The following is a 14,264-nucleotide window of genomic DNA, read 5'->3' as shown; positions in this document are numbered from 1 at the left end:
TCCATGCTACCCGCCGAGCCGGAAGTACTTTGCGGTGGCTGAGAACTCAGATCTGGTGGTCGCAATCTCTTCGAGAATCCTGGGCAACAGCAGCGCGGCTGGTGTCGGCGTGGAGAACGCCGCAGCCTGAATATCCTGTGGACCCGTGATCACCATTATGATCTGCGGCACGACCTTGCCGGCCGCCTTGTCGGCTGCGCCGAGATCGATCGGAAACTTGAAGGTGGCCTTGTCGGCTTGCGCCAAGATACGACCGTCGAGGTTGAATGCCATACCCCTGTGGTCGATCAGCAGCACGCTGGAAATGAGGCCGCCACGCGTCACCAGCGTGCCGCCGATCGGCGAGCCGCTCGGCACCGTCGTTCGATCGAGAACAAGCTGCGGCTTGTCAGTCGCCATCTGGTCTAGAAAACGCAGAAAATTGGTAACTTCGCATTGAGCCGGTTCAATGAGGCGGACGCTGATGTCCGGTTCGACATGGAATCTTGCCTGGAAATCGGACAACATTCGTTCGAATGGCTGGACCTCTGTGCCTAATCCTTCGATCTCGACAGCGGTCTCGGTTGCCGACGTCAACGTCGCATAGAAACAGTCGCCGCCGTTGAAGTCGCGCACCCAAGAGGCCCGTTGAGCAGGGTAGTCGAGGGCATTTTTCGGCGGTTGTTCTAGTTCCGGTTTCGGCACGTTCAAGGCAACGGCGGCTTCGCCCGGCTGTTTGCCTGCCGCAGGCTCGTCCTGCTGCCCCTTTGCGTTCATATCATCCGTCTGGTCTGCAGCGGGGTCGGGCACCCGCGCGGCCTGCTGGCTGGCCGACTGATCGGGCTTCGGGCTCTCCATCACGTCGGGCTGGACCGCTGGGGGCCGCGGGGCCTTGTCGGCCGGCGGCATTGGCGCGACCTGGACGCGCGGCGGAACCGGCTCCGGGGTTTCCTCGGTTGGCGAGAGGACTTCGGCGGGCCGTGTCGGCTCCAACTTTTGATCCGCCGCGGCATCTGCCCGATCTTCAGCTGGCGATGGCACCTCGGCTATCGACGGCCCCGGGGTTTCCTCGGTTGGCGAAAGGACTTCTGCAGGCCGTGCCGGCTCCAACTTTTGATCCGCCGCGGCACCTGCCTGATTTTCAGCTCGCGACAGCGTCTCGGCTGGCGCCGGCTCCGGGGTTTGCTCGGTTGGTGAGAGGACTTCGGCGGGCCGTGTCGGCTCCAACCTTTGATCCGCCGCGACATCTGCCCGATTTTCGGCTGGCGGCTGCGCCTCGGCTGCTGCCGGCTCCGAGGTTTCCTCGGATGCCGCCGGCTCCAGGGCTTCCTCGGTTGGTGAGAGGACGTCGGCGGGCTGGGGTGGAACTGCCTTTGCCGGCTCATCGCCCGGCGAATTTGCAGCACTGTCCGGGGCCGGTTTTGATGCTTTTGGAGACAAAAACGATGTATCGCCAGCGGTCGGCGTGGAAGGCGTCATCAAGCCGCTCAGATAAACGCCCGCACCCGACGCGACAGCTAATGTCGCCAGGGCAGCGACCGCAATAGATTGGGTCTTGGCGGACTTTGTAGGGACATTAGGCAAGACCGCCCGAGCAGGCCCGGCAACTGCCGGAGGCCTTGGTTCGGACAGATGCGCCGGCCGGACATGCGGAACGAAGCGCTGTTCACCGGGAGCCGCCGGAGGCTGACTTGGAAGCTTGGGGCCGGGCGCGAGGGTTCCCCCGGTTCGCGGCAAACCCGTCCGGTCGCGCGGGGTGATCGACGTTGGCGGCGCTGTCCCCTCGTCATCCGTGTCGTCACGTGTCGCCCTGGCGATATCCGCCATGCTGATCGGCCGGTCTTGTGGATCCGGCTGCAGCATGGCTTCAACAATTCCACGAAAATCGGCATCGATGTCGGATAGGTCCGGAACGGATCGGCGTTTTTCCACGATCTCGAACTGGGAGCCGCCCATGTCGATCGGTTTCCCGCGCAGAGCAGCAGCCAGAACCAAGCCCAGGCTGTAGATGTCGGATTGCTCGCTGACATCGCCGCCGTATAGGCCGAGTTGTTCGGGAGAAACGTAGTTGTACTTTCCCGCGAACTTTCCGCCGATCAGGGTCTCGCCGCCGACGGTCGCCGATCGCGCGATGCCAAAATCGACGATCTTTGCGCGTTCGACCCGGCCTCCTGGCAGGATGATGTTATCCGGGGAGAGGTCGCGGTGTATTGCTCCCGCCTGGTGCACGGCGCTCAAGCCGGAAGCCAGGCGATGGCAGAGCTTGCGCACGTCTTCCGTCGGCATCGGCCCATGTCGCATGATGTCGAACAGCGACTGGCCGTCGACGAATTCCATGGCAAGATAGGGGCGACCGATGCCGGGATCGATCGTGAAGACGTGATACCGCACGACCGCGTCGTGCGACAGGTGATTGAGGATCGACGCTTCCTTGCGAAACAGTGACAGGATCGTCTGATCACGGGCGAACTCGGGCAAAACGATCTTGATCGCGACGTGGTCGCCGGTTTGGATGTTGTGGCCACGGTAGACTTCGCCCATGCCACCGAATGCGATCCGCTCGTCCAGTTCATAGATGCCGCTGAGTTGCGTGCCTACGGCTGTGTTGGCCACGTTAGGCGATATCCGCGTCTTGTCGTCGGCGCTCATCAGCCTCAACCTTCCGCTCTGGGAGGGTCGGGATAGGCCTCATTGCGCCCGTTACCGATCTTCACGAGCACGATCGTGACATTGTCTGTTCCCCCGCGGGCCAGCACCGTTTGTAGCAGGTTTTCGCATGCCGCCTGAGGTGTCGCCGACACCGCCGCCGCCTCGATCTCGGCGTCTGTGACATGCGCTGTCAGCCCGTCGGTGCTCAACACAAATATGTCGCCCGGCATGATTTCGCCTTGCTGGAAATCAATGACGATCTCGTCGCTGACGCCGACCGCATGCGTAATAACGTTGCGGCGCGGCCAAGCGAGCGCCTCGGCTGCGCTGATCATGCCCTTGTCGAGAAGTTCCTGAACTTCGGTATGGTCCTTCGAAATCTGGGAGATCGAGGCGTTGCGGATCAGATAGACGCGACTGTCGCCCGCCCACAGGCACGCAAACCGCCCATCCATAGCCAGCAGGGCGGCGACTGTGGAGCCAATGGTTACTCCGCGGGATTCCGATATCCTGCGGATTTCGGCGTTGGCCCGGCTCAGCCGGTCTTCGAAGCGCGCGCGAAGATCCGGTGCAGAGCTTGCAATGCCGATTGTTGCCAGGTGATCGACGATGCTGGCCGAAGCGACTTCCCCAGCATCATGTCCACCCATTCCATCCGCCACCACCCACAGGCCAGCTTCCGGTTCGACCAGATAGCTGTCTTCATTGAGCTCACGGACACAGCCTCTGTGGCTAACGCCGAAGCTTTCAAAGGGAAGGGCGACATTGTTCAATTTGCCACCAAGCGCCTCTCAAGCGTCCTCTGCGCCGCACAGTCAGGCGCTCGCTCGCGCCAGTTTGCCACAGGCTCGAACATTAGAGTATCGAAATTAACGTCCGCGCGTCTGTTGCCGATGGACCGCATGACCGTATTGGAAAATTCAAAGATCATCTCAAAACGCCTTTGGACAGCTGAACCCGGAAAACGCAGGAAGGAAGAGAGGGTTGGGGTCCGAACTGGTCTGGACCGTATATGCGACATCGCGTCCGCCGATCACGAAACGGGCTTCCGTGTTGCCGCCGGTGCTGGTGATATCAGCCTTGTCCAGCAGGCGCTTCAGTGCCCACGGACCTTCGAACCTGATCGCGGACTCCCGGCCCGGCATCTCCGGAATGAGGCTCAGGCTCGCGGACGCGGAAGCCATGCCGCTCGGCCAGCTCACCGTGCTTGGCGCGTTGCCCGCCTGGTTGCTTTGAACAATCTGGCCATCGATTTCGAGTAGCGCCGTATCGGCATCGCCATGCAGTGAAAACGGCGTAAAGGTGACACTGACTGACGGCACCGAACCACCTGAAGGAAAGAAGGCGTTGCGGATTTCCGCGGCCAGCTGGAAGTTTTTCAAGGTCGACTTCGACAGGTCGCGCCCGAAACGCGCATCCTGTTTCCAGCTCCAGTCCTGGCCGGTCATGTCGATTAGCGATGCCAGATTCTGTGCGAAGAACCGGTCCATCAGTCCGCCTGGAGCGAACAGTTTCGCGAAATCCGCCATTGCAATATCCTCCGAGCCATCGCTGGCGAAAGGATAACGGCCCTCGACCATCTCCTCGCAGGCGCGCGTGACCGTCTGGTCGAGCGTCTGGTTCAAATTCGTTAGCGAGGTTTCTGCGACGTTGCCGTCAAGCTCGTCGGCGGTTGCGGTGACCATTCGAGCGAGTTGCTTAGGCAGACGCGAGACATTGGCGCGAAGGGTGGATATCTGCAGCTGCAGATTCATGTTGACGCGTTCTACTTGCGAAGGGACGTCGGCCGCCAGTTGCAGGCTTTGATAGATGTCGCGGAAATTCTGGGTCAACGCATCGATTGGGCGGCGTCCGGCGGGACCGTTCACCAAAGCCTGGAATGATCTGAATTGCGCTTCGATGTTCGCCCCGGGATTCTGCTCGCTAGCGGACGCAATACCGGCCCGGCTTTGCGATTTGGCGCTGGCGATTTGAATGCCGATGCGGGCCAATCCCGTGGCGGTATCTGCAGCGTTCTGCGGCTGGTTTTGAAGCATGTCGGCTTCGGCCTCGGAGCCGAAGTCTTTGCCGGAACCAGCTTCTCGCGTCAGAGCTGTTTCGTCGGCGATCGCCGTAAAAAGCTGGTCGATTGGCGAGGTTGGTGACGCGGCTGCGGACAGCGCGATATAGTGCGGCTTGTCCTTCAGCATCGCCTTGAACTTCAACTTGTCGAGAACCCCGTTCCACGCCGCGGCGAACTCCCTCCCATAGCGCTCGACAAGTTCGGGACCGAGCTTAAGCAACTCCTGGTCGATGCCACCTTGCTCGCCGCCGCCGCCGAGAACCCACTGGTCATCGACAAGCATCTGCGCAATGCGCGAGAGTTGTCCGAGATAAAAATTGTTGAAGCCGCTATAGGTGTAGATACCGGGAACGCGAAGGCCTGACAGATCGCCACCATCGACACGCTCGAACAACAGCTGCGCTTCCGGGCCGCCTTTCACGGAGACGGAAAAATCGCCCAGCGCTGCCGCGTATACCGCCGAATTTACCAAGGCGGAGGCACGATCGGCAAGGCTCATGCGTCCGAGCGAGCGTTGAGCAGCTTCGACAAGTGGCTGATTGAGTTCGAAAACCGGGTCATAGGCGTCGTCCAACTCAAGCATGGCTCGCAGATGCTTTTCGAGTTGCGCCCGTCCCTCGCGGTTGTTTTCGCCCGGATACCGGTTCTGCTCCCAATCCTGCCTCATCCAGGAAACGATCAACTCGTCGTCGACCTTCGGCGCCTTGCCGCCCAGCATCAGGTAAATCTTCAGCGGTTCGTAGAGCGCGGCGGGATCAGCCATCTTGGCCTGGATCGTCCGTTCGGCCTGAAGCAGCAGGCGCGAGCGGAACATGCGCTCCAGCGCTTGCCGGTAAGCTGTTCTTGATGCCGAAAGTAGTCTTTCCCGCTGACCGAGGCCGAACGTCTCCTCGATCGGTGTCGGCAAGTCACTGGTGCCGAACCCGGCCGGCAGATCGCGCAACTGGTCGAGCGGGCCAATGACGTTTTCGAGGTCGACATCGGCGACCGTCGAGATTTTGAGTAGCGGGTCTGCCGTCTCGCGATACTGGCCTATAGCTTGCGTGGTAGAGGCGATCAGCGACCTGTTGGCCGTAAAGCTCAGGGCCAAGGTGCCCAGAGCCGCCGCAGCGATCAATGTTATTGCGCCAAGGCCGCCATATCTGGCGATCGCTTCACGCCTTTCAGCCGATTTGTCGTATGAAACCCACCCGGATTCAGCGAAAATGACGTCGGTCAGAAGATCATGCAAAAAGAAGCTTTTGCCAGTGCCGGAAAGATGGGCGCGAGAAGCGCTGCCGAAACTGCGACCGATTGCGCCCAGGACCTGGTCGATTGGCGTACCCTCCTGCGTGCCTGACGAAAAATAGAGTCCACGCAAGCTGACGTTCACCTGGCTGCGGGCCGGATCGAATATGCTGGCGATGAAACTGGCGATACGGCCCTTCAGCGCGCCAAACTGGGCTGGAAAGCCAAAGATGGATATGCGTGCGACCGGATCGGCCTCTTCCTGCAGGCGGTCGGCGATCTCCTCCGCCAGGCGTTTTGCCAATGCGTCGAATTCGGCCGGTGCCTCACCGACCATGTTTTTGCTGCGATCGGCGGTCTGGAATGTCACGCCCCATACTTTGCGGCGGCGCTGCTCGTCGAAACCGCCAAAATAATCCATGAAACCGGCGACAAGGTCGGCCTTGGTGAAGAGCAGGTACACCGGGAACTGGATTTTCAGTGTTTCGTGGATTTCGCGCAGACGGCTGCGTATTTCAACGACATGGACGTCAAGCTGCCGATCATCGAGGCTCATGAGATCGGCAAGGCTGATGGCCAGGATAACCCCGTTGATCGGTTGCCTGGTGCGGTATTTCTTAAGCAGCGACAAGAAGGCGAGCCAGCTCTTCTTGTCGCTCTGCGCGTTGGAATCCTGCGTCGTGTAGCGTCCGGCGGTGTCGATCAGCACCGCCTGGTCGGTGAACCACCAGTCGCAGGATCGTGTGCCGCCAACGCCGGCCACCGGCTGGGCGTCGCCCGAACCGGCAAGCGGAAAGTTCAGACCCGAATTGACCAACGCCGTTGTCTTGCCGGCACCAGGTGGGCCGATGACGACGTACCAGGGAATCTCGTAGAGGAAATTGCGCTTGCCGCTGGACCGCTTGAGCGCAGCGATGGCCTCACTCATGCGAGCCTCGAGCACCTGCGAGTCGTCATCCCTGTCGTCGTTGCGGGTGACTATCGTCTCGAGCGCTTTTTGTGCCTTTCGCTTTTGCCAGAAACGCAATCCATAGAAGAGCGTCACGATGGCAACGATCACGCCGATGATCGTCACGCGGAGCCAGACGGGTGCCAGCGGGCGGGTATCGGCAAAGCGGATCAATGGTCCGGCAAACCAGACCGCTGCCGCGAAACCGGCCAACGCGATCGCGCTGAATATCCGCAGCAGCCAACGCGTCATAGGCGCTTCCAAATGGCCGTGCTCACAGCGTTTCCTCCTTGGGGATCATCAGGTCGACACGGCGATTCTGGGCGCGGCCTTCCGGCGTCGCATTGTCGGCGATCGGTTCGTCTTCGCCCTTGCCGTCGACCGTGATCCGGGAAGGCTTGCTGAACCGCGGCGCCATCATCGCTTCGACAGCCTTCGCCCGGGCGATGGAAAGGTCGAAGTTGGATTTGAACGCGCTCGATTTTCGCGGCTTCACATTGTCCGTATGGCCGACGATCATGATCGGTCCGGGCTCCGGTTCCAGCGCGGCGGCGATGTCTGCGGCGATCGGTCCAAACTCCGGCTTTATCTCGGCCCCGCCGGACTGGAACAACAGGATATTGTTGATCTCCACGACGATGAACTTGCCCTGCGTGCCGACGGTCAGTCCGCCGCGCGCGATATTCTCGGCCAGTGCGGCATGGATGCGATCGATCTGAGAGGCGGTAGTGGCGACAGGCGGAGCGACTTTCACCGGCGCAGCCGACGGGACCACGCTGGCGCGTTCGATGACGATCGGCGTCGATGGATCGAGCGCCAGCAACCTGCCGGCAAGGGCCTCGCCCTCGTTGGTGATGAAGATCCGCAATGCGAAGAATACCGCCGTCAACAGCGCCGACGCTGCGGCCGCAACCACCCAGAGCGGCAACCGGGGCGATGACTGTGCGCTTGACACCGCCATGCTTTGCCAGTGGGGCGAGATGTCGTCGCCGGCACGCGCCCTGAAGTAGCGAAGCGTCTCGTAGACGTCGCGTCGAACGCGTTCGAGATTGTTGTCCTCGCGCGTAAGGCCGCGATACTGGCCTTCGAACCCCAGCGACAGGCAGGCATGCATCAATTCAAGCAAGTCGTAGTGTGCCTCCGGCGCGGCCAGTACCTTGTTCAGCGCTTCGTAGAAGCCCGAGCCGGTGGGCACGACGTGAAAGAACTGTGACAGCATGCTGTGCTGCGCCCAGGCGTCTTTCTTGGGCCAAGGCAGGTTGCCGATGAGGTCGTCAGCGGTTTCGCAGAGAGCAAATTTTGCGATCCGTGCATCTTCTTCGGGAACACCGGCTTTCTCCATTGTCCGGTCGAATTTTTCGATCGCCTCGGCAACATGTTCCGCCAGTTGTTCCGCCTGTCTTTCGACAGGCATAAGCCTGAGCTGGCCAAACAGCATCAGCAAAGGAGCGGCCGCAGCGAGGATCTGATTTGCTGCGGAATATCTGACGCTGTCCGTGGCATTCAGCAGGATTTCCTGCTCCATGGTTGGCTTCGGCGTCGCCGCAAAGGAGCCGGTTGCCGCCGCTGCGCCGGGGTCTGCACCCTGATAAATCACGGTTCCCGATGCCCAACCCGGCGGTGCATGCCGGCCGACACCCGGATCGAAAACCGTTGAATCCTTAACCTGCGATGGACGGGGATGCCCGCTGTCGGGAACGAGCCGCTGAGGAGCGGGCGCTGATTTTTCAGCGCGGCGCGGTGCGCGAATGACGGTCTTGCCTGCCGGGCCGAAAGGATCGTCCTTCGAGCTCATCGCCAAACGTCCGTCCACTCTTGGTTGCTGCGTGTGCGCCACAGGCGAGCAAAACAGTCCCTGGTCAGGCGCAGGAAATGCAGGCGCTGCTGGCGAGGGCAGTGTCTGGAGGAAGGTCGGCTATAAAATTCTATCCCGCCGTAACATGACATGTGCCGCAGACCCCCAGGTCAATCAGCTTTACCCGCTGGCGAACTGTCGTAAGTGATCGTAAGCTTAGAAACGGTCGATTGGAACCAGATGCAGCGCTGCGAAAGGGTTTTTCTTCGCCAACTACAGCGCCGCATCTTTGGGCTCGCAAAGGACGCTCTAATACTTTCCACCTGGCGCGTGATCCGTACCGCGGCCGAAGGTCAGCGCAGCAAACCGATCCGATTTCCGGGGCATGGGCCAGGTTCAATCTCCCGGCTTATTTTTGCTTGTCGGCTTTGGCATAGGCTTCGCTGAAATAGGCCAGGAATATGTCCAGCATTCCGTTTTCGTGTGCTTCCTCCATGGTCCGCCATTTGGCGACAAAGGCGTCCCAAGCCAGGCTCTTCTTTGATGTGAATGACGTGGGTGGGAGTTTTTTGCCGATCGCCTCGGGCGACAGATCGTCAAGCAGCCGGGAGAGCGCAGCTTGCATGGCTGCATAGGTGGCAAATTCGTGCGTCTTGAGATCGCGGAATGCGTCTTCGACACTGTGCCTGGCATCAAGATAGCCGGCTCTACGCCGTGCGAACATGATCTCGAGAATGTCATCGGTCCCCGGGACGAACTTCAAGGGATTGTTATCGGCAGCGCTGATCATCGTCCGGTGTGCGCTCTTGGCCAGTATTTTCGCAGCCGCACGTGCCTTCAGCAGCAGGGCCAGTTCCTCGACAACCGTTCGAAGCACCGCGCCGATTTCGGCAGCCACTTCATGCGGGTCACGCGATTGAAGCAATTCCGGCGCGATGCCGGCTCCGATCGCGATTTCCCGCAGCACCTCGTCTCTCGTCGAAGGGAGAGGCGCGGGCAGCGAAGACGTCGACACCGGTGCTCTCTGTCCGGACCGTTGCTCCACCGGGTTGAAGAAAGGCTTGCCTCCGAAGTCCAGCGGCCGGCCTGACGTGACCGGCACTTCTCGTTGCGTCGAACCGTGCCTGCTCTCGGGATGACCCTTCGTGGCGCGCTCGTCATCGATCGATACTGAGATGACGTAGCGGCCGATCAGCAGCCGGTCTCCATGGTCAAGCCGATGCGGGCCGGCCATGCGATGGGTCGATCCGTTGATGAAGGTCCCATTGCGCGAGATGTCGTGCAGCCAGAACGCGCCTGCCTCGTATCGAACATCGCAGTGTCGGCCGGAGATGAACTTGTCGGGGTCGGGCAAGGTCCAGTCGCAAGCCTCGCGGCCGATTTCGAAGCTGCGATCACGAGCGGAGTAGCCGGTCGACATACCGGCGGGCAGGGAGACGACATTGTTGATCTGCAGCCTGATGTACATTCAAAATCGCCGTCGATCCTGTCGGGAAACTCACCCAGGACACCCCATTATACCAGCAATTTCTGAGCGCGGCGGCACAGAAGCGTTCAAGTCCATGATTCAACAGGCGACCAGGCTGCAGCCGCCAAGCGTCCCCTTTGGTCGCCGGAAGACATGTGCTAGGCTGAAGCAGAAACGAGCGGCGGGAGGGGGCACGACCCATGCCGAACGAACGTGCTACGGTTGTGCAGACGCCGGTTGGCGCTGACCTGTTGACCTTCACGCATCTTGTCGGGCGCGATGAGATTAGTCGTTGTTTGGCTTATACGGTCGGGTTTGTGAGCAGCAGCCCCGACATCGATCCGCTGAAGATGCTGGGCGGTCCTGTTTCGATCGAGGGTGAATCCGATCCGAAACGCTGGTTCAGCGGCCTTGTCTCCGAGTTTCGGCTGACCCGGATCGAGGACCGTCTGGCTTACTACGAAGCCGTCATCAGGCCATGGCTCTGGTTCCTCGGCAATACCACCGACTGCCGCATTTTCCAGAACATGAGCGTCATCGAAATCGTTGAGGAGGTTTTCTCGAAATACAGCACGGCGAAATTCGAGAAGCGCCTGCAAGGGTCTTATCCGCCGCGCGAATACTGCGTCCAGTATGACGAGACCGATCTCGATTTCGTGCAGCGGCTGCTCGAGCACGAAGGCATCCTGTACTTTTTCGAGCATGACGAGGGCAAGCACACGCTGGTCCTCGCCGATGCCATGAGCAAGCTGAAGCCGGCGCCGGGCTATGAGAAGGTGCCTTATCACTTTGAAGGGCAGGGCTCCCGGCGCGATGTCGAATACATCACCGAATGGATTCCGGGCAGCTCCGTGCGGCCAGGTGCCTACGTCCATACCGACTATGATTTCACGAAGCCGGGCGCTGACCTCATGGCCAAATCCGCCCAGCCGTTCAGTCACAAACTGGCCGCGGGCGAGAATTACCGCCAGCCCGGCGCGCATCTCGACGTCGGCCGCGGCGACAGCCTGGCCGCGATCCGGCGCGAGGAAATCCAGGCGGTGCATCAGCGCATCGCTGCAGTCGGCACGGTGCGCGGCCTGTATTCGGGCTGCACGTTCAAGCTGGACGGCTTCCCGCGCGAAGACCAGAACCAGGAGTATCTGGTGGTCAGCGCCGAATACAGGCTGTTCGATCCGGGCTACAGAGCCCTTGCCGACGTCGAAAGCGAGAACTTCAAGGCGATCCTCGGCGTGGCGCCGACTGCCTTGCCCTATCGTCCGCCGCGGGTCACGACACGGCCGATCATGCGCGGCCCGCAGACGGCGACGGTGGTCGGCCCATCCGGTGAAGAAATATTCACCGACAAATATGCACGGGTGAAGGTCCAGTTCCACTGGGACCGTCTCGGCAAGAAGGACCAGAACAGCTCCTGCTTCGTGCGCGTGTCGCAGACCTGGGCCGGCAGCGGCTGGGGGTTCATCCAGATCCCGCGCATCGGCCAGGAGGTCATAGTCGACTTCATCGAAGGCGACCCGGATCTGCCGATCATCACCGGCCGCGTCTACAACGCCTCCCAGATGCCGCCCTACGGACTGCCGGGCAGCGCCACGCAATCCGGCTGGAAATCCGACTCATCGAAAGGCGGCGGCGGTTACAACGAACTGATGTTCGAGGACAAGGCCGGCTCCGAACTGGTCAATTTCCAGGCGCAGAAGGACCATAATCTTCTGATCAAGAACGACCGCACCAAGCTGGTGCAGCATGACCAATCCGACCGCATCGACCACGACGCCAAGCACTCCGTCGGCCACAACCTCGACGAGGACGTCGGCAACAACAAGACGGTGAAGGTCGGCGTCGACCAGACCACGGATATCGGAAACAACGACACCGAGACGGTGGGCGTGGATCGCTCGCTGACGGTGGGATCGAACGAGACGATCAATGTTGGATCAAACTCTACCGAAACAATCGGCGCCAATCACACCCAGACCGTCGCGCTGATCCAGACGGTGACCGTCGGCGCGGCTCGAGTCGACAGTGTTGGCGCTGCGGAAACCCGAAGCGTTGGAGCCGTCCAGACGAATCAGATCGGCGCATCGAGGTCGATGACGGTGGGGGCCGGACAGACTCACACTATCGGAGCGGCGGACAACTGGACGATCGCCGCCGCCCAGAGCGTGAAGATCGGCGCGGACCAGAGTTTCGCCATCGGCGGCGCGCAGTCGTCGCAGATCGGCAAAGGCAGGTCAGCAAAAATCGGCTCTGACGACGCAACCGATATCGGAGGCGGGCATGCGCTCAAGGTCGGCAAGGGCAGCGGAATCCAAATCGCGGACGATAGCTCGATCAAGGTTGGCAAGAACCTGATCATCGATGCGGGCGATTCGATCACGCTCAAATGCGGCTCGGCGTCGATCACCATGAAAAAGGACGGCACCATTGTTGCCGACGGCAAGGACATTACGCTCAAGGGCAGCGGCAAAATCACAGTCAAGGCCAACGGCGACGTGATCGTCAAGGGAAGCACTATCAACAACAATTGAGGGCGTCATCATGGAAGTGCTGGATCGTATCGACGGCGTCGTGATCGGCCTACTCATCGGTTTCGAAGGCGGAGCGCCGCTGGTGGTCTTTGTCGGCAACCCGCGCGAGACGGCGATTGCGGCGCGCAGCCTGACCGAGCTGGATGTTATGGCGATCGGTTCGGAACTGGCCCTCCTGTTCGAGGAGGGCGACCCGAGGCGACCGCTTGTCGTCGGACGCATCGTCGATCCGGCTCAGAAGGAGAGGAAACTGCCAGTCGTCCGCGAAGGCGACCGTATCGTCATTACCGGGGAGGAACGCATAGAACTGCGTTGCGGCCTAGCATCAATCATTCTGGAGAAAGATGGTCGTGTGACCATTCGCGGTACCCAGCTGACCAGCCAGGCGAGCGGGACCAACCGCATTCGCGGCGGGGCCGTGCATCTCAACTGAGGCGTTGCCGATGCACAGCATCGCGACCATCGCTGCCATCGTGGACCAGCACGCTGAAGACGCGGCTTTCCTCTGGTTTCGCCGCCGCCGGGAGATTGACGGCCCGCTGCTCGACGAGACCGATATCGGTCGCATCGATCAGCGTCTCGAAGCCAACCTCGAAGGGCTCATTGCTGCCGGCAAAGCCGGATGGGAAGCTGCCCAGGCCAGGTTCGCGGACTATGCCGAACCGGGCGAGCTTTTCGTGCTTGGCGCACTGGCATTGCGTTGGGGTGATGCCAAGTTGGTAGCCTCCACAATCGACGCCAGCGCAAACGCGGCTGAGGCCGGTTTATCGAGCCTGTCCGCCGCAGTCGCGCGCACGCCGCGCGAAAAACTGCGGCCGTTCGTGGCGAAATGGCTGGACACTGGCGATGCAGTCCAGCGTTGCCTCGGGCTCTCGGCGCTCTGGCACCATCGCGTGGATCCGGGGCCGCGCCTTCATGATTTTGCTAGCCATTCCGACACCAGGGTGCGCAGCCGCGCCATCAGGCTCGCCGGCGCGCTCAAGCGCCGCGACCTTCTTCCGGCAGTGTTGGCCGGTCTGGATGGCGAGACGTCCAAGGAGCGTTTAACGGCGGCGCTGGCAGCTTGCCTGCTTGGCGAGACCCAGTCCGCCCACCCTGTGGTCGACAAGATCGTGCTGACGGAGACGGACCAGGCGGAGGCGGCGATCGAGATACGCCTCCTGACAACGCCGCCCAAGGCTGCGAAAGCCTGGTTGCAGACGCGCCTCGGCCAGCCCCTGCTGCGCGTGGCGGCAACCGCCTCGATCGGCCTGTTTGGCGATCCGTCGGTGATGCCCTGGCTGATCGAGAAGATGCGCGAGCCGGAACTTGTCTTTGCCGCCGGGCTGGCGATGCGCGATCTGTTCGATGTGGATTTCAACGACACCGACCTGTTCACGATAGACGCGGCCGATTTGGGGAAGGCGTTTGAATCTCTGAACGACAGCCCGTTGCCTGTCGCCGATCGCGTTGCTGCTTGGTGGGACGAGGGACGGGGCGGGCGCGGCCACACGCCTTTCCATTCGATGCGCCGGTTGCGGCTCGACGCGTTGCGCGCGGCCATCGCGGCAACCGATACGCCGCTGGCCGACTGGCGAAGGACGCGCCGGTTTCCGGCATGGCTGTAA

General features: G+C 61.3%; 8 protein-coding genes. 3 read left to right on the top strand and 5 right to left on the bottom strand.

Features of this window, described 5'->3' with window-relative positions:
* Nucleotides 1-6: 6 nt before the first annotated feature.
* The 5 genes from ACWTU7_RS01510 to tagH all read right to left on the bottom strand — a co-directional run bounded on the left by ACWTU7_RS01510 (nucleotide 7) and on the right by tagH (nucleotide 10,129).
* Nucleotides 7-2,628 (bottom strand): protein kinase domain-containing protein, encoded by a 2,622-nt coding sequence (locus tag ACWTU7_RS01510; protein WP_455837443.1) that lies wholly within the window; start codon nucleotides 2,626-2,628, stop codon nucleotides 7-9.
* 5 nt (nucleotides 2,629-2,633) lie between these two features.
* The gene (locus tag ACWTU7_RS01505) at nucleotides 2,634-3,401 is read right to left on the bottom strand and encodes a PP2C family protein-serine/threonine phosphatase (protein ID WP_455837442.1); all 768 of its coding nucleotides are present in this window, start codon (nucleotides 3,399-3,401) and stop codon (nucleotides 2,634-2,636) included.
* A gap of 159 nt (nucleotides 3,402-3,560) precedes the next feature.
* A complete protein-coding gene (gene tssM, locus ACWTU7_RS01500) occupies nucleotides 3,561-7,118 on the bottom strand; it encodes a type VI secretion system membrane subunit TssM (RefSeq protein ID WP_455837441.1) in 3,558 nt (1,185 codons plus the stop codon).
* Between the two features lie 22 nt (nucleotides 7,119-7,140).
* Nucleotides 7,141-8,661 (bottom strand): type VI secretion system protein TssL, long form, encoded by a 1,521-nt coding sequence (gene tssL / locus ACWTU7_RS01495; protein ID WP_455837440.1) that lies wholly within the window; start codon nucleotides 8,659-8,661, stop codon nucleotides 7,141-7,143.
* Between the two features lie 409 nt (nucleotides 8,662-9,070).
* On the bottom strand, nucleotides 9,071-10,129 hold the full coding sequence (gene tagH, locus ACWTU7_RS01490; RefSeq protein ID WP_455837439.1) for a type VI secretion system-associated FHA domain protein TagH: 1,059 nt from the start codon (nucleotides 10,127-10,129) through the stop codon (nucleotides 9,071-9,073).
* A 200-nt stretch (nucleotides 10,130-10,329) separates the two neighbouring features.
* Between tagH and ACWTU7_RS01485 the strand changes: the two genes are divergently transcribed.
* The 3 genes from ACWTU7_RS01485 to ACWTU7_RS01475 are packed head-to-tail and all read left to right on the top strand — an operon-like array spanning nucleotide 10,330 to nucleotide 14,264.
* Nucleotides 10,330-12,657, top strand: a complete 2,328-nt coding sequence (locus tag ACWTU7_RS01485; RefSeq protein ID WP_455837438.1) for a type VI secretion system Vgr family protein — start codon at nucleotides 10,330-10,332, stop codon at nucleotides 12,655-12,657.
* 10 nt (nucleotides 12,658-12,667) lie between these two features.
* Nucleotides 12,668-13,090 (top strand): DUF6484 domain-containing protein, encoded by a 423-nt coding sequence (locus ACWTU7_RS01480; protein ID WP_455837437.1) that lies wholly within the window; start codon nucleotides 12,668-12,670, stop codon nucleotides 13,088-13,090.
* A gap of 10 nt (nucleotides 13,091-13,100) precedes the next feature.
* Entirely contained in the window at nucleotides 13,101-14,264 is a 1,164-nt protein-coding gene (locus ACWTU7_RS01475) for a hypothetical protein (protein WP_455837436.1), read from the top strand.

The sequence above is a fragment of the Mesorhizobium sp. BHscii genome (assembly GCF_053848065.1).
This window is presented reverse-complemented; position numbering and strand designations above follow the sequence as displayed.